Origin of the sequence: Pauljensenia sp. UMB9872, from assembly GCF_030212665.1 — a bacterium.
Classification (GTDB): domain Bacteria; phylum Actinomycetota; class Actinomycetes; order Actinomycetales; family Actinomycetaceae; genus Pauljensenia; species Pauljensenia turicensis_B.
Genome location: NZ_JASOER010000007.1, coordinates 1 through 20,747, shown reverse-complemented (window position 1 = coordinate 20,747; position 20,747 = coordinate 1). Strand labels below are relative to the sequence as shown.

Genomic DNA, 20,747 nt, shown 5'->3' with positions numbered 1-20,747 from the left:
GGAGATTGCAATGAAACGACGCACTCTCGTCTTTTCGACCGCTCTTGTAGCGACGCTTGGCCTGGCTGGATGCGGCGGGGGAGAACTGACTGTTCCTGACACCAACCAGTCGGCCTCCGTTTCTCCGAACCTTGATGAAGAGCGGATTTCGTCAGCGCTGGCAAAGGTTCAAGAAACGTTGAACAGTGCTGATGAAGCGCTCAATGGTGACGTGTTTGACGGCCGTATTTCCGGTGGCGCAGCTCGTATGCGTGAAGCCCAATACGCTTACTCTGTTGCGTCTGGTGAGGCTGTTCCCCAGCTTGACCTGACTCCTCAGACGATAGCAGTGACAAACTCGTCGCAGTGGCCTCGTGCCATCGTGAATATCCGCCAAGCCGACACGTCGCAGTTGCCCGTCATCGAGATGCTCGTGCAGAACGATGCTCGTAGCGAATACTCGCTGGTTGCGTGGGCGCGCATGCTCGGGGGAACTTCGCTGACCACTCCTGCGGTGACGAAGGGGTCGGCATACGTCACGAATGACACCGAGGGCTTTGTCATGACACCCGGTGACGCTGCGCAAGCGTATGTGGACATGCTGAACGCATCTTTGTCTTCGAATGAAAACTTTGCTTCGGACGAGTTCACGTCCAAGTACCTCGATGCGGCATCGTCGTTGAATTCCTCGCTGGCGGCTGCCGGTAATGTGACTGCGTCGGCAAGTCTGACGGAGAACCCGGTGACGGGCGTTGTACTGGAAGATGGTTCGGCTCTTGTCGCTACGACATTCTCGTACACGTTGACGTACTCTCGTACGGTTGCCGGCTCGACGATGCGACTGGGTGGCCAGACGGCAACCATGAATGCCGGAGACGATGATTCGGTCAAGGGCACTGCGGTTGCAACCTACGTGGCGACCGTGATGATGAATATTCCGTCGAGCGAACAAGGCGGTGTCGCGCGTATTATCGGCGCTGAACGTGTTCTTGAATCCGTGACGATGGACGAATCAACGAACCCCGACAATTAAAGTTCTCACACTTTAGTGGTGCTTGCTTGATTGGTACCACCGCCGACGTATGTCTGAAATACATTGGAGGAACAATGCCGAATGAACCGAGCATGATGCCCGCTGACTCGCATGGGGCAGTGGAGCTGGGGGCTTTAGCTTCCGGACAGGTTTCTGGCCAGGAAACGGTGTCATCTGAGGCTCAGGTGGGATTGAATGCGCCGCTGGTTGTGCAGGTCAGTGAAGAGAACTTCCAAGATCTGATGGCGAATTCAACGACCGTTCCGGTTGTCATTGTCATGTATTCGTCGTCGCAGTTGGAGTCGAAGCCGTTTGTTGCTTCGATGGAGGATCTTGCTCGCGACTATGCGGGTCGTTTCCAGTTGGCGACTGGCGATGTTGATGCATCGCCTCAGATTGCGCAGGCGTTCCAGGTTCAGGGTGTACCTGCCGTTGTGGCGTTGATGAATCAGCGTCCGCTTCCGTTGTTCCAGGGAATTGCGCCGAAGGATCAGGTGCGCCCGATCATCGATCAGGTGTTGGATGCTGGCGCTCAGATGGGGATTAACGGTCGTATTGCGGTGTCCGAAGAGGATACGGCTGCTCCGATTCCGCCCGCACATGAGGCCCCTCTTGCTGCCGAAGAAGCAGGACAATTGGATGAAGCAATCGCTTTGTGGGAGAAGGTTCTGGATCTGAATCCGAAGGACGAGGCCGCGAAGGCTCACTTGGCGCGTGTGCGTGTTGCTGCGCGGAGTGCTTCAGCTGATGCGTCTGATCCGGCCGCCCGTGCTGATGCTCTCTTTACGTCCGGTGATCACGAAGGTGCGTTTGACCTGTTGCTGAAGATCATTGCGACGGCCGATGATACGGAAGCAAAGGATGTAGCGCGGTTGCGCTTGCTGGATCTGTTCCGCGTCGCCGGTAACACTCCCGACGTCATGAAGGCGCGCATGGTTTTGTCGACGCTCGTGCTTGTGTGAGCGACGTAGAAAACAAGATTTTTCTTAGACTCTTGTGGGGCGGGCATCGTGATGATGTCCGCCCCACAGTGGTTGACGCAAGGATGGCGCTTCAGTCTTCAGTGATGAGAGCTTCGATGGCTCGTACTGGAATGTCAATCCAGTCGGGGCGGTTTCGTGCTTCGTACACGGCTTCGTAGAGAGCCTTGTCGAGTTCGAGGGCCGCGATCAGTGCTCGCTTACGTTCTGTGTCTGCCTCGTTCATGTCACCGAATGAATCGCGGTATCCATCGATGAAGGCGGTGCGCATGTCGGTTCGCCATGTTTCGTCGGTGGCTTTTCCGACGGCTGCCGCGTAGTCGAAGGAACGGAGCATGCCGGCAACGTCGCGCATGGGTTGGTCAGGCATTGAGCGTTCGGCAAGCGGACGTAGGGGCTCGCCTTCGAAGTCGAGAACAAACCAGCGTGGTTCTACGCCTTCTGGAAGATCCTTTTCGTGGAGAACCTGCCCCAGGTGGTAGTCGCCGTGGATGCGTGTTGCTTCGTCGAGGCGATCAAGAGCTTCGAGGCGTGCGAAGACGCGGTCGACTTTCTCTTCGAAATTCTGAATGCGTTCTGCAAGGAAGGCGACTTCTGCCAGCGCCCACGAGGCGCGTGATCGCAGGGAGTGGGCAAGCTCTGATGGGGGAACGGGGGCGGATGTACCTAGGGAGGTGGCCATATGGGAGTGCATCTGGGCGGTCGTTTGACCGAGAGCGAATGCTAGTGCTTTTGCGGAGCTACGAACTGTTCCATTCGCTTGGTTGTCATGGGTGGCATAGTCGCAGAAGAGTTCAAAACCGTCGTCAGCGGCTGGAATGAAGGTGCAGGCTACCGCGGAGTCGGTCAGGATGGTTTCGCCCGTTAGAGCGTCGTTCCAGGTGAGTGTGGACCATGCGACGGGTGTGCGGACGCGATCCCACCCGTCCTTTGCCAATGCAACAGACACCTCAACATCGGGGTTGCGACCTGCGGCGAGGACACGGAAAAGCTTGATGACAATGTCATCAGCATAAGGATCACCCTCACCGCTACGCATGACGACGTTCGTATTCGACTGCTCACCGGTCATGACTCGTCCGCTATTGGCGCGTCTTTCGATCGCAGCGATGCCCTTATCGTCAAGGAATAATCCCTGCGTGTGGGCAAGCCTCGCCCACGCACGCCAGAAATCGGGGTGGTGCGGACCGTCAATGAATGCGACCTCGGGGGTGCTTTCCATGACGAAACCATGCGATCCGGGGATTTCGCCGGCGATAGCAAAGGAATCAAGGTCTGAAGCGGGTGCTAGGGCTAAGGGGACGTGAATCAGAACGGGGGCCTCGTCGAGAGCGTCGGGGCGTTTCACGCTGATCAACAGATCACGAATCGTGTCGCCCAATGCAACATCGGCGTGGATGCTGAGTTCATCAAGTGTCGGTGCTGCGTCACCTTTCAGTGGAAACCAACGGCGGTCCTGCATCCATGCGTGAAGCCCGGCAAGGAGGTCCTCATCTGCGGGCCACGACAGGTGCGAGGTCGAGGTGTTCACTGTTTAGTCTCCTTTGACGGATGGGGAGCATCGGCTGATGGTGCAGGTGCATTCGTGTCTGCCCTTGTGTGGGCAACACAAATGCGGACTCATTCTATCGACATTCGTTCGATGAATGAGTCCGCCCTGAAGGTGTCAGTGCTTTGTGTCAGGCTTGACGGGTGCCAGCCAGAGTCCACCGAGCGGCGGAATACGCAGTTCGACTGAGAACGGACGGCCGTTCCACGGGATCGGTTCTGCGATGATCACACCTGGGTTGGTCACGCCGGAGCCTGCGAATTCTTCGGAGTCGGTGTTGAGGATTTCAGTCCATTCGCCGCCGAAGGGCAGTCCCACTCGGTAGCCCTCATGCGGGTTACCAGCGAAGTTTGCTGCGCAGACGACGACCGGCTGTTCGGTGCCTTCACGCTTGCCCTTACGCAGGTAGGTGATGAGATTGTGATCCCCGTCGGATGCATCGATCCACTCGAAGCCCGTGTAGTCGTCATCCCAGAAAGCGGGATTCTGGGCGTACAGGTGGTTGAGTCGGGAGACCAGCGCTTGAACACCAGCGTGGCCTTCGAAGTCGGTGATCCACCAGTCGAGCGAGTAGGACTCGTTCCACTCCTGGCGCTGGGCGATCTCTTGACCCATGAACAGGAGTTGCTTGCCGGGGTGCGACCACTGGTAGGCGTACAGTGCCTTGGTGCCAGCGAAACGCTGCCAGTCGTCACCGGGCATCTTCTCGACGACGGTGCCCTTGCCGTGAACAACTTCATCGTGGGAGATCGGTAGCACGTAGTTCTCAGAGAATGCGTAGACCAGCGAGAACGTGAGTTCGCCGTGGTGCCAACGCCTGTTCACCGGGTCTTCTGCCATGTAGTGGAGGGTGTCGTTCATCCAGCCCATGTTCCACTTCATGCCAAAGCCCAGGCCACCACCACTGGTCGGTGCGGTCACGCCCGGCCATGCGGTTGATTCTTCTGCGACCATGACAATGCCAGGATGCGTGCGGTAGGCGGTCGCGTTAGCTTCCTGCAGGAATTCAATCGCTTCAAGGTTCTCGCGACCACCGTACTGGTTTGGACGCCACTGGCCATCCTTACGCGAGTAGTCGAGGTAGAGCATCGAGGCGACAGCGTCAACACGCAGACCGTCAATGTGGAAGTCTTCGAGCCAGTACAGGGCGTTCGCAACCAGGAAGTTGCGGACCTCGCGACGACCGAAGTTGAAGACGTAGGTTCCCCAGTCAGGATGCTCGCCACGCAACGGATCCGGATCCTCATACAGGGGAGTACCGTCGAAACGAGCAAGCGCCCAGTCGTCCTTTGGGAAGTGAGCGGGAACCCAGTCGAGAATGACGCCAATTCCGGCCTTGTGGAATTCGTCGACAAGGTAACGGAAATCGTCGGGTGTGCCGAAACGCGAGGTGGGTGCGTAGTACGAGGTCACCTGGTAGCCCCACGACCCGCCGAAAGGGTGCTCTGCCAGAGGCATGAACTCAACATGCGTGAAGCCCATTTCCTTGACGTAGGGGACAAGCTCGTCAGCCAGTCCGCGGTAGCCCAGACCCTGCTTCCACGATCCAGCATGGACCTCGTAAATCGACATCGGGCCTTCATGGACGTTGCGCTCGGCGCGGTCAGTCATCCACTTTTCGTCGGCCCACTCGTGGTAGTAGTCGGTGACGACGGAGGCTGTTGCCGGCGGTATTTCGGTGGCGCGTGCCAGCGGGTCAGCCTTCTGGAACCAGTTGCCACCGGGGCCTTGGATTTCGAACTTGTAGCGTGCGCCTACCTTTACGCCGGGGACGAAGATTTCCCAGACGCCCGACGAGCCGAGGGAACGCATCGCGGTTGCAGTGCCGTCCCAGAAGTTGAAGTCGCCGACAACGCGGACAGCGCGTGCGTTCGGTGCCCACACGGCGAAGGCAACACCGTCGACGTCGCCCATGTCGCCACTGTAGTGCTTAACGTGTGCGCCAAGAACCTTCCAAAGCTGCTCATGACGGCCTTCGGAGATGAGGTAGGTGTCCATCTCGCCGAGCGTTGGCAGGTAGTGATAGGGGTCGTCGAGAGTCGTGATCTGATCACCGTAGGTGACGCGAACGCGATAGTCGGGGATCTCTTCACCGGGAAGGACGCTAACCCACACGCCGGCGTGTTCGTGGGTCGCGGGGTACGCTGCAGTTGCGGTGACAATGTCGACTGCGTCGGCAAGGTGATGAACGGAGCGGATGGTGACTGATGAATCACCAATATGTGCGCCGAGGACAGAGTGAGGATTGTAGTGAGCGCCGTTGCCAACGGCATCGAGCGTCGCTAGATCCACGGGGATGGGGGTCAAGTCATTAGTCATGTCCACATTCTCGCACGTCATCGGCATCTTTGTGAGCTAGGCGACACTAAAGATCGCCATAAGACACCGTGAGAGCCATCCTTTCTCGATGTCAGTGTCGGTTGGTCCAAGGTTCGAGGTCAGTTGTGGGCTCAACAGAGAACACATGACCAAGACGAGTAACGGGGGAAAGGTCAACCCAGCCTTCGGATCCCCAGGTGTAGGTGGCGCCATCAAGTTCGTCGACAACGCGGAAATGACCACCGGCGGTCTGAATTCCCAGGTCGTTCAGATCAATGTGCACGGTGCCTGACACACCTTCATGAGGATTGAGCGACACGATGCAGATCACCGTGTCCGTGTTCCCGGACTCGGTGAATGCTCCGGAAACCTGCTTGGAGAAACAAATGATCTCTGGGTGAGAGGTCGGGTGAATTCGAAGCTGGTGAAGCTGACGCAGGGCCGGGTGCTTCGCGCGAGCCGCATTCAACAGGGTGAACAGGCGTGTAATGCCAAGAGGCTCAGCATCTTCCCAATTACGTGGGCGGAACTCATACTTCTCGTTATCGTTCTGCTCTTCAAAGCCAGGACGCTGAACGTTCTCAACGAACTCGTAGCCCGAGTAAATCCCCCAGTTCGGAGCGCCAAGAGCGGCGAGCATTGCACGAATCGCAAAGATCGCAGTACCGCCCGTCGTCATCTGCGGGGTCAAAATATCGTGAGTGGTCGGCCAAAAGCTCGGACGCATCAGGTGAGCGGTTTGCGTCGAAACCTCGGTCAGGTACTCTTCGATCTCCTGCTTTTGCGTACGCCAGGCAAAGTACGTGTAGGACTGATCGAATCCGACCGCGCCCAGAGTGCGCATCATCGCGGGGCGAGTAAATGCCTCAGCAAGGAAAATAATCTCCGGGTGCGTATCGTGGACGTCAGCGATGATTTCCTGCCAGAAACGCACCGGCTTCGTGTGCGGGTTATCGACGCGGAATATCGTCACGCCGTGCTCGATCCACACTTCGAGGACATCACGAATGGCCTCGTAGATGCCGTCATAGTCGTTGTCGAAGTTCAGTGGATAGATGTCCTGGTACTTCTTCGGCGGATTCTCCGCGAACGCAATCGAACCGTCGGCGCGGGTCGTGAACCATTCGGGGTGCTCGGTGACCCACGGGTGATCGGGGGAGCACTGCAACGCGAAGTCGAGGGCGACCTCAAGTCCAAGCTCTAACGCGCGCTCAACGAAATCGTCGAAGTCATTGAAATCGCCCAGCTCGGGGTGAATCGCATCGTGTCCGCCATCGGGGGAACCAATGCCGTAGGGGGAACCAGGATCGCCCTCGTAGGCGACCAGCGTATTGTTCTTACCCTTACGATTTGTCGTGCCGATCGGGTGAATAGGCGTCAAATAGACGACATCGAAGCCCATTCTAGCAATGCGGTCGAGCTCGTAGGAAGCCTGCTTTAGAGTTCCCGACACCCACGATCCATCTTCACGCTGGAACGCGCCGGCTGAACGCGGGAAGATCTCATACCAAGCACCGGTCAGGGCGCGCTCACGGGCAACAGCCAGAGGGTATTCGCGTGAAGACCCAAGAAGGTCACGTACGGGGTGGGCCCGGAACACGGCGCGCACGTGTGACGATACGCCCGCGGACAGGCGTTGCTGAACCGAACGCGACGTATCGCGCAGGTGGGCTGCAGCGTCACGCAGAACCTCGGCGTCCTTGGCATCGAGGGACTTTTGCAGGGGGTTGTTCAGGGCATTTCCGTCGATGGCGCGTTCCATCAGGAGTGCGCCTTCTTCCAGCATCAATTCGACGTCGACACCTGCGTCAACCTTAATGGTTGCGTCGTGACGCCACGTGGCATAGGGGTCCGACCATGAATCGACGCGGAAAGACCAAGTGCCGGGGCGATCGGGTTTGACCCACGCTTCGTACCGGTCAAGGCCAGGCGCGATGTCCGCCATTGGAGCGCGCATGTGCTCGACGCCATCGGGGTCGAGCAAGACCGCTTCGGCCGCAAATGCGTCGTGTCCTTCACGGAAAACCGTCGCGCGAATGGGAAGAGGCTCGTTTTCTGTTGCCTTTGCAGCCAACGTGCCGTCTTCAACGACAGGGAAAACTTCAGTGACTGGGATTCGAGGAAGAAGAATGTCGCTCACGTCACCAGCCTACGTCAGTTGGGGCGCTCGCGTGGTTAGCGCCGGGCTGGAGGTTCGTGTTTGTGGTGGCGGTCAGTTTCAGATAGATAAAACCGGCTTCGTCGCCGAATTGGCGAGGTCGGCCGCGTTTTCAGACTGCGACGCCGAATATATGGCCGACGACGAAGGTCAGTGCCATTGCGACGCTACCGCCAATGAGCAGACGTGCAATTGCGGGAAGGCGAGGTGCACGACCAAGAATCGCTGAGATCCACCCAGTCAAACCGAGCGCAACAAGAACGGCGATGAATGTTGCGGGGATACGTATGCTGGGTGGGAACAACAGCATCGTGAGCAGGGGGAGGAGCGATCCACATAGGAAGGCAAGGAAGGAAGATCCCGCTGCCACCCACGGGTTCGTCAGATCGTCGTGGTCAATGTTGTGTTCAAGCGACAGGTGAGCATCCAGTGCGTCACTTTCGCTTAACGTTCGTGCTACCAACGTCGCGGTGTCTTTCGGCAGGCCTCGTTCTTCCCACAAGAACGCAAGGCGCTTTTCTTGACCAGCTGGATCAGCCGCCAGGGCAGCCTTCTGGTCGGCGACAATCTGTCGCTCCGTGTCGCGTTGGGTGGAAACGGAGACGTATTCGCCGACGGACATTGATAGGGCTGCAGAAACGATACCGGCTACACCTGCAATAGCGATGGCCTTCGTGTTTGCCGGGTTCACAGCCGCGACGCCAACAAGAAGACCCGAAATCGACACGATTCCGTCATTGGCGCCAAGAACGCCTGCGCGCAACCAGTTGAGGCGAGCAGCAAGAGACTCCTTCTTCTGGGCTACAGGCGCAATTGAAGCGACGGGTGAGCCTTTGACAGAGTCGGAAAAAGTGAACGGAATAAGAGTCGTCATGCTTTCAAACTAGGGAGAAAAAGACTGCCCCGCTAGCAAGGAAAAGCGCGCCTCTAGGACCTTTGTACTACCTAAAAATGGGTGCCCTCAATGCGCTGAGGGCACCCATAGTTAGTCGGCATGACCAGCAAAAATGGTGGTTCAGTAGTTCATCTTCATGGCGGTACGTACCTCGTGGAGGGTCTCGTTCGCCTGCTCATTCGCCTTTTCGTTACCAAGTCGTAACACTTGGAGCAAGTAGTCCTCGTTGTTGATCAGTTCGCTACGCTTTTCGCGCAGTGGAGCAAGCATCTCATTGAGGGCCTCGGTGACGAACATCTTGAGCGTGCCGGCACCCTTATCGCCGATCTGCGCGGCGATTGCCTCGGGAGCCTGACCGGACGCTAGGCAGCCCAGCATCAAAAGGTTCGCGACCTCAGGACGATTCGCGGGATCGTAGGTGATCGTGCGCTCAGCGTCAGTTTTCGCCTTCTTCAGGATCTTCGCCGTTTCGTCAGCGGTCATGCCAAGTTCGATAGTGTTGCCGCGCGACTTGGACATCTTCGTGCCGTCGGTGCCGAGCAACAGCGGGACCTCGGACAAAAGGGCCTCGGGACGACGAAAGACGGGAACCTCAGGATTAGCGCGACCATAGCGCTTATCGAAACGCTGGGCGATCAGGCGAGCCTGCTCCAAGTGTGGCAGCTGATCCTGACCAACGGGAACAAGATTCGCCTTGCAGAACAGAATGTCAGCAGCCTGGTGAACTGGGTAAGTCAGCATCAGGCCAGTCATAGCGCGACCGTCGGTGGCTTCGAGTTCTGCCTTCACCGTAGGGTTTCTGTGCAACTCAGACTCGGTGACGAGAGACAGGAAGGGGAGCATCAGCTGGTTGAGCGCCGGAACGCTAGAGTGATTGAAAATCGTCGAACGCTCCGGATCAATACCGGCAGCAATGTAGTCGGCAATCAGACCAAGGACGCGTTCACGAATTGGGCCAACGCCGTCGCGGTCCGTGATCACCTGATAGTCGGCAACCAGAACCCACGTTTCAACGCCACGGTTCTGCAACAGAACACGGTTACGAAGCGTACCGAAGTAATGACCGAGGTGCAGGTGCCCGGTCGGTCGGTCACCGGTCAGGATACGGAAGCGAGTGGGATCTTCATCAATGGCCAGGTCGATTTCGGCTGAACGAGCCTTCGAACGAGCAAGCGATGCGTCGGATGTCGAGTGTGCAAGTGCGTCTTCACTGGAAGTCATGGGTGTGATTCTATCGAAAGACGCGCCTAACGCTATTTCGCGTCCGCCCGCAGTTAGCGTTTGGGCGGTACCGCAATATCGGAAAGCAAGACCTGCATCGAGTTCGGTCGAAGAGTCACGATGGACTCATTGGCGACCTGTCCCAGGCTCAGGCTCAATGCGCGAGGATCGGTCCCCGGTTGAACACCCTCGTCAAGGCGAGTCCACGCTGTATTCACGCATACGAGCCAATCGACGCCGTGGCCGGTCGGAAGGCTCACATTCTGCTCGTCCAAAGCGCCGTTCACAATGACCAGAGCGTCGCGGTCGTTCCAACGTACGCCCGAACGCAACATTTGGAACACGCGATTGTCGGAAAGAGCCCAGCCTTCTGTCGGCATGGGAGCACCGGTCTTATCCAGCCACGCCACATCCGGGATTGAATCGCCGGGGACGGGTGTACCTGATTCGTAGACATCGGGGCGCAATACGGGGTGAGCTTGACGCAGGCTGATCAACCAACGAACGAAGTCCTTGTGTGCCAGTTGCTCGGGTGTCAGATTCCAGTCGAACCACGAGATTGGGGAATCCTGACAGTACGCATTGTTATTGCCCTGCTGAGTGCGACTAAATTCATCGCCGCCGAGGATCATCGGGGTGCCCGCAGAAATGAGCAGGGAGGTCAGTAGGTTGCGCTGGGTCTGGTAGCGACGACGAGAGGTCGTTTTGATTGCTTCTTTTGCCTCAACCGGGTCAACTTCGTCATCGGTCATGTTCGCGATTGATGCGACCCAGCCTTCAATTCCGTGGTTCCATGAACGATTGTCGTTCGATCCGTCGCGGTTGCCTTCCAAGTTCGCCCAATTGTGCTTGGTATCGAACGCCGTGAGGTCAGCGAGGGTGAAGCCGTCGTGCGCGGTAATGAAGTTAATTGAGGCACGAGGCCCGCGTCCGATTCCGGTGCCATGATCGAAAACGGGGCGGGAACCGGCCAAACGGGTCGCTAGGTTATTCGGGCCAGACGCGCCGTGACCTTCGACGAGGGAACGAACGTCGGAGAGCCAGAAGCCACGCAGTGCCCCGCGGTAGTGGTCATTCCACTCTGAGAAGGGGAGCGGGAAATTGCCGGTCTGCCAGCCTCCGGGGCCGATATCCCAGGGCTCAGCGATGAGCTTTGCCGTTGACAGTGTTCGGTCGGTTGCCATTGCCATCAGCAACGGGTGCTTCGGGTCGAATCCCGTGGCGAAGCGTCCAAGGGTTGCGGCCAAGTCGAAGCGGAAACCGTCGACGCCCATTGTGTCTGCCCAGTAGCGCAGGGAATCGAGGATCATCGACATTGTCTTGGGATTGTCGACGTTCACGGTATTTCCGGTGCCCGTGTCGTCAATACAGGCGACGGGAACCGTGTTCGTGTGGCGGTAGTACAGGTCAGAATCGAGTCCACGCCACGAAAGTGACGGGCCGGCGTCGCCACCTTCACACGTGTGGTTGTAGACGACGTCGAGGATGACTTCGATCCCTGCCTCGTGCAGGATCGACACCATTCCACGGAACTCGTCGACGACCGCTTGGGCGCCACGCTCTTGCGCTGAATGAGTTGCGTAAGAAGGCTCAGGAGTGAAGAAGTTCAGGGTCGAATAACCCCAGTAATTAGTCAGACCACGTTCCGATAGGAACGGTTCCTCACACTTCGCGTGAACGGGGAGAAGTTCAATGGAAGTGATTCCCAGGTTCTTCAGGTAATCCACTGACGCAGGATGTGCCAAGCCCGCGTATGTTCCCTGCAATTCGCCAGGAATACCGGGCATGTTCTTCGTAAAGCCCTTGACATGGACCTCGTACACAATCGTCTTTTCCCACGGGATGCGTGGCTTTGGTGCCACGGGGAAGCGAGAATCAACGACAACGGAGCAGGGGACATGCTCACGCGAATCAAGAGGCGAACGTGCAAATGGATAAGAAGTCGGATATAGGTTCTCGTCAACGATATGCCCGTAGACCGCGGCACTCATGTCAACGCTTCCCTCGAGGCCTCGTCCATAGGGATCCAACAGGAACTTCGCCGGATTATAGAAGAAGCCATGATCGGGATCCCACGGGCCATCAGCGCGGAAACCGTAACGCGTGCCCACACCCAAGCCATTGATATGACCGTGCCAAATGCCCTCGTTGCTAGGAATCAGCGCATACCGCGTTTCAGAGTCGTCAGACTCCAGAACACAGAAATCAACGCGCGTCGCCAGGCGTGCCACGACGGAAACGTCAAGACCACCGTTTGCAACGTGGACACCGAAGCGAGGAGGAACAGGGTTCGGCTGAGTAACATTCACGAGCGCCACCGAGTGATCGTGCGAATGGTCGTGGCCCATGATGTCCTCTCTCTAGCCAGAACATGCTTGAACGGTAATGGTTCAAGAAACTGTTGATGGGAACTGCGTCTTCTTGTCAATGTATCGCGCACATACTCAAAAAATGTGCGCTACCACCCGCACTATTATTGCAAGCCGGCAAGGTTTCTGACGCAACGTAGTCAAAGCGTGTGGGAAAACCCATCTCACACCCCTTGCTCTTCGGGCTTACTCGCCCTTTGTGGCACGCTAGAAGCTATGAGAATTGTCGTATGCGTGAAACACGTTCCAGACATGCAGTCGGAACGCCGATTCGAAGATGGTCGCATTGTTCGTGGCGAAGATGACGTCCTCAACGAACTGGACGAAAACGCCATTGAAGCAGCCGTTCAACTGGTCGAAGATAACGGCGGTGAAGTCATCGCCCTGACCATGGGGCCCGAGGACGCTGAAGACGCCCTGATGCGCGCGCTCCAGATGGGGGCCGACCGGGGTGTTCTTATCAGCGACGAGGCACTGGCTGGAGCTGATGCCGGTCTGACCGCGCTCGCATTGGCTGGAGCCGTTCAGACGCTCGCCGACGAAAAACCCATTGACCTTGTTATTACGGGTATGGCATCGCTCGACTCGATGACCTCAATGCTTCCCGCGGCGCTTGCGACCCGCTTACACTTCCCGTTGCTCGGTCTGGCCCACGAAATCTCCGTCGATACCGGCGCCTCGACCATTGAAATCAAACGCAACGCCGATGGGTACGAGGACGTCCTTTCCGCACCCATGCCGGCAGTTGTCTCGGTCACCGACCAGATCAACGAACCCCGCTATCCGGCATTCGCGGCCATGAAGGCCGCACGCAAGAAGCCAATGGACACCTGGGAACTGGCCGACATCGAAGAAAGCGTTGCCGGCTCGGCTATCGCCCAGCGTGGCCAGGTTACCGAGGTCCTCGAATCCAACGAGATCACCCGCGACAGCGCCGGAACGATCATCCCCGACTCCGGTGATGCAGGCGTCCGACTGGCCCAGTACCTCCTCGAAGTGGTGAAGTGACATGGCAACTCTTTCTCAACCGATCCTCGTCCTTGCTGACCACCAGGGCAGTGACGCCGACGGCTGGCACCTGACCCCAGCATCGGCGCAGATCATTTCTCTCGCCTCCACATTGAGTGACGCTGGAGTTGTCGCACTTTCCCTAACCACGAACCCGGATATGACCACGCTGGGCACCCTCGGCGTGGAAAAGATCCTCATCCCCGGTATTGACCACTCCGACGCACGCGTCAGCGCAGTCGTCGCAGACGCCGTCGCATCCGCAGTCACGACACAGGAATTCGGAGCCCTCTTCGTTGTCTCGACCTACCGAGGCCGTGAAGTCGCATCTCGTATCGCCACCCTGACCAACTCCGGAGTTGTCTGCGACGCCATCGGCGTTGAGGTCGATGACGACTCCCTGGTTGTCACGACCACCGCGCTCGCGGGCTCGTGGTCGAATCGCCTGAAGGTCTCGGGTTCGCTTCCGGTTGTGGCGCTTCGACCCGGATCCTTTGATGTCCTCGAGTCCGCGCCGGTTAGTCCGGTCGTCGAATCCATCGACGTTGAGCTCAGCGATGAGGCTCGTGCAGTGACGGTCGTCTGCTCGTCTGCACTGGAGTCAACGGGCGTTTCGCTGACCGAGGCTTCCACCGTTGTTGTTGCGGGTCGCGGAACAAACGGTGATATGAACATCGTCAATGAATTGGCAGATGAACTCGGCGCGGCCGTCGGCGCTACCCGCGTTGTCTGCGACGAAGGGTGGGCACCTCGTACCATGCAGATCGGCCAGACCGGTCTGTCAGTGTCACCGAACCTCTACATTGGACTGGGTGTTTCCGGAGCTATCCATCACACGGTTGGTATGCAGTCCAGCGCCCACATCGTCGCTGTCTGCGATGACCCTGATGCTCCGATCTTTGAGATCGCAGATTTCGGCGTTGTTGGCGACATGTTCGAGGTTATTCCGGCTGCACTGGAAGAAATCAAGAAGGCGCGCGACGCCGAGTGACGCACTACCTGGATCACGCTGCAACAACCCCGATCCGTCCTTCAGCGTTGGAGGCATGGGTCGAGGCTCAGCGTGAGCTCAGCGCCCATCCCGGGAACCCGGCTTCATTGCACGGTGGCGGTAGACGCGCAAAGAGGATGTTGGAGGACGCCCGCGAACGTGTCGCTATCGCCCTGGGCTGCGAGAAGCCCGAAGTGATCTTTACTTCCGGTGCTACTGAGTCAGATGCCATCGGCGTACACGGGGGAGCGCTCGCTGGGCGTGCATTTAGTGCTGATCGGAACACTGTTTTTCTGTCCCCGGTTGAGCACGATGCTGTAGGAAATCAGCGCGAGTATTTAGAATCGCGCGGGTTTGCTGTTGAGCTTTTCCCTGTGGCGTCCAACGGCGTGTGCGTCATCGATACTGACGCGTTGGCGCAGGTGAAAGATCAGTGTTCTCTTGCTTCGCTCACCCTGGTCAGCTCAGAAATTGGCACAATTCAGCCGGTATCGCAGATGGTCGAGGCACTTGATGGTCGCTCCATGCCGATCGCTCAGCGTCCACTGACCCACACCGATGCCGCGCAGGCAATGTCTCTGATGGACGTGTCCTATGCGGAACTCGGCGTTGACTTGATGACCGTGGGTGGTCACAAGATTGGTGGGCCGGCAGGGACTGGCGTGCTGGTTGCACGTCGCGGGCTGAAGATTCCAACCGATCGTCCCGGCGGTGGGCACGAGCGCGGGATTCGTTCAGGAACCCCCGATGTTGCCGGCGCGTGCGCGTTCGCAGTAGCGCTTGAAGAAACGGTTGCTCAGCGCCAAGAGTGGCAGGTCCGCGCGACGCTTCTGCGCGATCGTTTGGCGCGCGCTCTGCCGGACTGTGCGCGACTGACTGTTTCTCCGGATGACGCGTTGGCTTCGATCGTTCATCTGTCGATTCCGACGTCGCATCCTGAAGCGGTCCTGATGGCGATGGACATGGCAGATGTCCACGTCTCTGCTGGTTCTGCGTGCCACGCGGGGGTGACGCGCCCGTCCAACGTTGTCCTGGCACTGGGAGCCACCGAAGCTGAAGCGCTGGGAGTCCTGCGCATTTCCACCGGACATGACACGACCGAAGCGGATATTGATGCATTCGTGGATGCTCTTGAACGCGCCGTCCTTGCAGGGCAGGCGTTAGACTCTCACGATCGAGACCGCATGCACGGTCGAACCCACTGAAAGGACAATTGAATGCGTGTTCTTGCCGCACTTTCCGGAGGGGTGGATTCGGCTGTCGCTGCAGCGAAAGCGGTCGAGGCCGGCCACGATGTTGTCGGCGTCCACATGGCTTTGTCGAGTCAACCGCAGGAATGCCGTATCGGCTCGCGAGGTTGTTGCTCCGTTGAAGATGCGGGCGATGCTGCGCGAGCAGCCGAAATCATGGGGATCCCGTTCTACGTGTGGGACCTCGCCCAAGAATTCGAAGAAACCGTCATCGAAGACTTCGTTGAACAGTACAAGCTGGGGCATACGCCGAACCCGTGTGTGCGTTGCAACGAGTTCGTGAAATTCCGTGAACTTGCAACGCGCGCGAAGGCACTGGGTTTTGATGCTGTCTGCACTGGCCACTACGCTGCAATCGTTGATGGTCCATCCGGCCCGGAATTGCACCGCGGCGCGGATTCTCTGAAAGACCAGTCGTATGTTCTGGCAATCATGGGGCGTGATGAACTGTCACGCGTTCTACTACCCCTTGGCGATGCGCCCACCAAGGCGTGGGTGCGCTCCGAAGCGCAGCGTCTTGGCTTGGGCGTGTCCAACAAGCCGGATTCCTATGACATTTGCTTCATTCCCGATGGAGATACGCAGGGCTTCTTGCGCACTCGATTGGGTAGCGATGAAGGTGAGATCGTGAGCCCCGACGGCGAGGTCCTCGGCACCCACCAGGGCTACTGGAACTTCACGGTTGGTCAGCGACGAGGTCTGCATATTGATCGTCCCGCCGAAGATGGCAAGCCTCGCTATGTTCTGGAAACCCGTCCGGAATCGAACCAGGTCGTCGTTGGAGCATCGACTCTGCTCAGCGTGGATCGAATTGAATGTGAGGACGTCGTCTGGTTGGCTCCCGACGATCTGGGGGCCTCAACGGATGACCTGTTTGTCCAGGTTCGCGCCCACGGTACGCCCGTCCCCGTTTCCCTAGTCGAGCACGACTCCGAAGACGAGGCGCGTGAAGGAGGGGAACGCCACTTGGTCGTGTCCCTTTCCGAATCGATCCGTGGCGTTGCTGCCGGCCAGTCGCTGGTCATATACCGTGACACCCGTGTCTTGGGGGAAGCAACGATCATGCGGGCAAGCCGAGCCTCGTCGTTCGCAGCCTGATGGTTTCTTACGAGGTCCACAGATAAGCTCAGTTCGCCGGGGCTACCACCGACCTTGTACACTAAACGAGCACTGTTTGCGAGCATAGGTTCCATGCGGAACCTCGTCACCCTCGAAAACAGGTTCGCGCGCGAGTGGCGGAATTGGCAGACGCGCTGGATTTAGGTTCCAGTGTCTTTGACGTGTGGGTTCGAGTCCCATCTCGCGCACCAGGTTTTCCCGCATGATTCTGCGGAAAGGCCGAGGTGCCACAAGCACCGAGACTACAGCGAGACTACAGATGGCCAGTGCAAGGGGTTATCTTGAAGAATCGTTGACCTAGTTTCGGATGGCCTTGCGAGGCGTATCCTCATGCTCAAACCGTCCCCCCGTCGTTCTCAAAAGCGGCACGATCATCTACCGCGTCCAATACCGTCTACGCCCCGGCGCGACCCCAACGTCCGACCGTTTCGAGACTTACCGGCAGGCCCTCGACTTCTGCGCCCTCATCGACCGTGTCGGCCCCTTCGTGTGGTTTCCACCCTCGATCACAATGACGGGAGTAAGCTCGATGAGCTGTAAGTCAGGCGGCATGGAAGCGTTTGTTTGCTCCTTGGCGGGTCATGCCGAGAACGTCGCCGATTGCTTGCCAGGAAATGCCTGCTTCTCGGGCGGACGCAACGGCGGCGTCAAGGGCTGTTTCGGCTTCGCGGGCGCGCAGTTGAGCGACTGCGATCCTAGCCAGGGTCGGATCGTCAATGGTGGTCAGAGGATCGGGTCCTGCTCCGTTGTTGGCGTTTTCGATTTCGTTAAGCATCTGTGCAGTGGTTTTCATGGGTCACTTCTTCCTGAGGAACTTCTTTCGGGCGGGCATGGCGTGGAAAACGTTGTTTTCGTTATTCACGCCGATTTCGAGGAGTGTGCCTGTAGCTGTCGAGCCGATGACTATGACGTAGCCGTCGAAATAGTGGACAAGGATGGGGTTGTTCAAAGCGTGGTCGATCTCTTGGCGAGAGAAGCCATGTTTCCAGGCGCTGTTCAGAAACCCCATAACGGTAACTATAGTTACCATTCCCCATATTGTCAACTCCTGTTACCAATGCCTAGGGTGCGAAATGCCTGAGGAGGAGGTGATTCCGCCATGAATGTGTGGGGGTCGAGGGTGAGGAGGTAATGCGATGTCATGGGTAAGGCAGGGGCTGACTCGGGTGGGGCTGGCGGTCGCCGGTCTAGGAAGAGGCGCAGAAGGAGGAAGCGTTGATGGGTGGTGGGGTGTGTCCAGTTTCTGGTGAGCCTTTGTTGGGTGGTCAGACCATTAGCAGGACTGTGGTCGCAAGAGTGGGCTAACGCTTTGTTGGTCTTTGTGATGGGTCCGAAGTCCCATCTCGCGCACAACGGAAGGACACCAGCTAAATGCTGGTGTCCTTCTTTCGCCAATAGCCCGAATACAGTTGTGCCTCCAAGAGGAAAGTCTCGGAGGCACAACCATGAATCGTAAGGATCAGGCGATGAGCGGCAGGCGAGTACGCACGTACACGGTCAGTGCAACGAGCGCTGTGAGCACAATCGCCAGGCCGATGAGTCCTGAACTGGTGATGGAGAACGTGATGTAGCCAAGCAACGCAGCTCCTGCACCGGCAAGCGCATAGGGAAGCTGAGTGTTGACGTGCGTGATGTGGTTACAGCCAGCGCCGGTCGACGACAGAATCGTCGTATCGGAGATCGGGGAGCAGTGGTCGCCCCAGACGGCTCCAGCAAGAACAGCGCCGAACGCGGGAATCAGCAGGTCGGAACCGTTGGGAACAGCTGCCATAACTTCGCCGGCAATTGGGAGCAGGATTCCGAAGGAACCCCACGATGTGCCCGTCGCGAACGCCATAGCACCTGCGATGACAAATATCAGTGGCACCAGCCACTGGGCAGGCAGGCTTGAGGATTCAACCAGCGCACCAAGGTAGGCGCCGGTACCGAGCTCAGAAATGAGCGAGCCCAGCATCCATGCAAACAGCAGGATCTCGATAGCCGGAAGCATCGAACGAGCGCCCTCGACGACACCCTTGCCGGCAGTCTTTAGCTCGAAAGCAGGATCCTTGTGCGTGTAGTGGAAGTAGTAGTATGCCGCGGAGATCAGGCCAAGAACACCACCGACATTCAGCGACACGGCGACGTCGGTGTTTGCCAAGATATCCAGGGCATTCCACGACTTAGAAGCAGAATGGCCGGTCCATGCGATGCCAGCAAGAACGCCCAGGATCAGGATGACGAAGGGGACGATCAGTGCGCGCATGGCGCCAGGTTCGTGACGTGGTAGGTTGTCGGTCAACTGGCCGGGAATCTGCTCTCCCGGATCGTAGACGTGACCGTGCTCGACCGCGCGACGTTCTTCGCGTCGCATCGAGCCGAAGTCGACTTCGAAGATGACGGTCAACCACAACAGGATGACTGCGCCGATGGCGTAATAGTTCATGCCCGCGCTACGCAGGAATGCGCCCGCGTCGGTCACCTGAATTGAGGTTGCTGCAACGATCGGTGCCATGATGCCGATGATCGAGGCGCCCCACGAAGAAAACGGTGCAAGAACAGCGACCGGTGCCGACGATGAGTCGATCAGGTAGGCGAGCTTTGCGCGAGACACCTTGTGGCGGTCGCTAACAGGGCGTGCCACCTGGCCTACGGCAAGCGCGTTGAAATAGTCGTCAATGAAAATCGCGGTACCGAGTGCGGCGGCGAGAATGTGGGCACCTCGCCGACCTTTGATCTTCGTCATCGTCCATTCTGCAAACGCTGCGGTGCCACCAGCCATCAGGACAAGCGAGGTGATGATGCCCAACGTGATAAGGAATAAGAGAATCAGAACGTAATAGGCGTTGATTGCCCCTTCGGTCCAGAATATCTGAGAGAACGCACCCCAGATTTTGACGACTGTTCCTACGATTCCACCGTTTTCGATCAGGAATGCAGCGGAGATAACGCCGGCTGCGAGCGACATGATGACCTTCTTGGTCGTGATGACAAGAGCAATCGCAAGAATCGGTGGGATGAGTGTGAGAACGGGGTATGCCTCGGTCACGGGGGTCTCCTCAGTACAGTTGGGATGAATTCAGGCTAGGCAAGGCGCATGAGGCCGCGTCTTCGGTGTTCTTACTCTGGACATTTTGATTGCGCGGGTAGTGCAGGATTCGACGAGCGCAGCGCTATCGGCGTCGATATGCTTTTGACATGACTCAACTTGAAATTGGAGCGAAGGCTCCGGAGTTTACCGCTGAATCTACGCAGGGACTGATCTCACTGCCTGAGTTGCTTGCGGGCAGTGAAAAGGGCGTTATCGTCTACTTCTATCCGAAGGCCTCGACCCCTGGTTGCACGACGCAGGCCTGCGATTTCCGTGACAACCTGAACACAATGAAGGCAGCTGGGTACACGGTTGTGGGCGTAAGCGCGGACACAATTCCAGCCTTGGAGAAGTTCACTCAGAAGCAGGGACTTAACTTCCCGCTGATCTCGGATCCCGAGCATGCAATCCTTGAACCGTGGGGCGCGTGGGGTGAAAAGAAGAACTACGGCCGTATCTTCACGGGCATCATTCGTTCGACCATTGTTGTTGGCAAGGATGGCACGGTTGCGCTTGCTCAGTACAACGTGAAGGCGACGGGTCATGTGGCGCGCCTATGTCGCGACCTCGGTCTGGACGACTGATACCGGCCCGTGGCTAACTTTGTCGCCTTATACGTCTTTCCTTGATCGCCGTGTCTCATCATCGCTTCTCGAAGCAGGGACAGAAACACTAATTCAGGGCAGGAAACAACAAAACGGAGCAACCAATTGGTTGCTCCGTTTTCGTTTGTGCGTCATGGGGGACTTGAACCCTCAACCCGCTGATTAAGAGTCAGCTGCTCTGCCAATTGAGCTAATGACGCG

At 57.9% G+C, this 20,747-nt stretch carries 16 protein-coding genes and 2 tRNA genes; 8 read left to right on the top strand and 10 right to left on the bottom strand.

The features are described from left to right. Positions 1 to 10 precede the first annotated feature (10 nt). Together QP109_RS03935 and QP109_RS03930 are read left to right on the top strand one after the other, a co-directional pair. Positions 11 to 1,012: a hypothetical protein gene (locus tag QP109_RS03935; protein WP_101627392.1), complete on the top strand. Its 1,002-nt coding sequence runs from the start codon at positions 11 to 13 to the stop codon at positions 1,010 to 1,012. A gap of 74 nt (positions 1,013 to 1,086) precedes the next feature. Then, a complete protein-coding gene (locus QP109_RS03930; RefSeq protein WP_285023419.1) occupies positions 1,087 to 1,974 on the top strand; it encodes a tetratricopeptide repeat protein in 888 nt (295 codons plus the stop codon). Between the two features lie 91 nt (positions 1,975 to 2,065). Here the strand turns inward: QP109_RS03930 and QP109_RS03925 are convergent, their stop codons facing one another. The 6 genes from QP109_RS03925 to glgX form a co-directional block, all read right to left on the bottom strand. Then, complete coding sequence (locus tag QP109_RS03925; protein ID WP_285023417.1) at positions 2,066 to 3,523, bottom strand: phosphotransferase; 1,458 nt, start codon at positions 3,521 to 3,523, stop codon at positions 2,066 to 2,068. A gap of 135 nt (positions 3,524 to 3,658) precedes the next feature. Next, positions 3,659 to 5,860, bottom strand: coding sequence for a 1,4-alpha-glucan branching protein GlgB (gene glgB, locus QP109_RS03920; protein ID WP_285023415.1), 2,202 nt, complete (start codon positions 5,858 to 5,860; stop codon positions 3,659 to 3,661). Positions 5,861 to 5,951: 91 nt separating this feature from the next. Beyond that, positions 5,952 to 8,000: an alpha-1,4-glucan--maltose-1-phosphate maltosyltransferase gene (locus tag QP109_RS03915; protein ID WP_285023413.1), complete on the bottom strand. Its 2,049-nt coding sequence runs from the start codon at positions 7,998 to 8,000 to the stop codon at positions 5,952 to 5,954. A gap of 130 nt (positions 8,001 to 8,130) precedes the next feature. After that, positions 8,131 to 8,892, bottom strand: coding sequence for a VIT1/CCC1 transporter family protein (locus QP109_RS03910; RefSeq protein ID WP_285023412.1), 762 nt, complete (start codon positions 8,890 to 8,892; stop codon positions 8,131 to 8,133). Positions 8,893 to 9,033: 141 nt separating this feature from the next. Further along, on the bottom strand, positions 9,034 to 10,134 hold the full coding sequence (trpS, locus tag QP109_RS03905) for a tryptophan--tRNA ligase (RefSeq protein WP_270772737.1): 1,101 nt from the start codon (positions 10,132 to 10,134) through the stop codon (positions 9,034 to 9,036). 53 nt (positions 10,135 to 10,187) lie between these two features. Beyond that, positions 10,188 to 12,482 carry a glycogen debranching protein GlgX gene (gene glgX / locus QP109_RS03900; protein ID WP_285023409.1) on the bottom strand — a complete coding sequence of 765 codons (2,295 nt, stop codon included), beginning with the start codon at positions 12,480 to 12,482 and terminating at the stop codon, positions 10,188 to 10,190. Between the two features lie 237 nt (positions 12,483 to 12,719). On the opposite strand from glgX, the gene QP109_RS03895 reads away from it, so the two are divergent. The 5 genes from QP109_RS03895 (at position 12,720) to QP109_RS03875 (ending at position 17,062) form a co-directional block, all read left to right on the top strand. Further along, complete coding sequence (locus tag QP109_RS03895) at positions 12,720 to 13,511, top strand: electron transfer flavoprotein subunit beta/FixA family protein (protein WP_285023407.1); 792 nt, start codon at positions 12,720 to 12,722, stop codon at positions 13,509 to 13,511. 1 nt (position 13,512) lies between these two features. Then, complete coding sequence (locus tag QP109_RS03890; protein WP_285023406.1) at positions 13,513 to 14,502, top strand: electron transfer flavoprotein subunit alpha/FixB family protein; 990 nt, start codon at positions 13,513 to 13,515, stop codon at positions 14,500 to 14,502. Further along, entirely contained in the window at positions 14,499 to 15,707 is a 1,209-nt protein-coding gene (locus QP109_RS03885) for a cysteine desulfurase family protein (protein WP_285023404.1), read from the top strand. The genes QP109_RS03890 and QP109_RS03885 overlap by 4 nt, the downstream gene beginning before the upstream one ends. Positions 15,708 to 15,719: 12 nt before the next feature. After that, positions 15,720 to 16,850: a tRNA 2-thiouridine(34) synthase MnmA gene (gene mnmA, locus QP109_RS03880; RefSeq protein WP_101627384.1), complete on the top strand. Its 1,131-nt coding sequence runs from the start codon at positions 15,720 to 15,722 to the stop codon at positions 16,848 to 16,850. 128 nt (positions 16,851 to 16,978) lie between these two features. Then, positions 16,979 to 17,062: transfer RNA gene (locus QP109_RS03875), tRNA-Leu, on the top strand. 350 nt (positions 17,063 to 17,412) lie between these two features. Here the strand turns inward: QP109_RS03875 and QP109_RS03870 are convergent. The 3 genes from QP109_RS03870 to QP109_RS03860 form a co-directional block, all read right to left on the bottom strand. Further along, complete coding sequence (locus QP109_RS03870; protein WP_101627383.1) at positions 17,413 to 17,664, bottom strand: hypothetical protein; 252 nt, start codon at positions 17,662 to 17,664, stop codon at positions 17,413 to 17,415. A 3-nt stretch (positions 17,665 to 17,667) separates the two neighbouring features. Beyond that, the gene (locus QP109_RS03865; RefSeq protein WP_101627704.1) at positions 17,668 to 17,880 is read right to left on the bottom strand and encodes a hypothetical protein; all 213 of its coding nucleotides are present in this window, start codon (positions 17,878 to 17,880) and stop codon (positions 17,668 to 17,670) included. Positions 17,881 to 18,330: 450 nt separating this feature from the next. Next, positions 18,331 to 19,899, bottom strand: coding sequence for a Na+/H+ antiporter NhaC family protein (locus QP109_RS03860; RefSeq protein WP_285023401.1), 1,569 nt, complete (start codon positions 19,897 to 19,899; stop codon positions 18,331 to 18,333). A 149-nt stretch (positions 19,900 to 20,048) separates the two neighbouring features. On the opposite strand from QP109_RS03860, the gene QP109_RS03855 reads away from it, so the two are divergent. Next, positions 20,049 to 20,525 (top strand): peroxiredoxin, encoded by a 477-nt coding sequence (locus QP109_RS03855; protein WP_101627381.1) that lies wholly within the window; start codon positions 20,049 to 20,051, stop codon positions 20,523 to 20,525. Between the two features lie 148 nt (positions 20,526 to 20,673). Here QP109_RS03855 and QP109_RS03850 read toward each other — a convergent pair. Continuing rightward, positions 20,674 to 20,746 (bottom strand) — tRNA-Lys (locus QP109_RS03850). Position 20,747 lies beyond the last annotated feature (1 nt).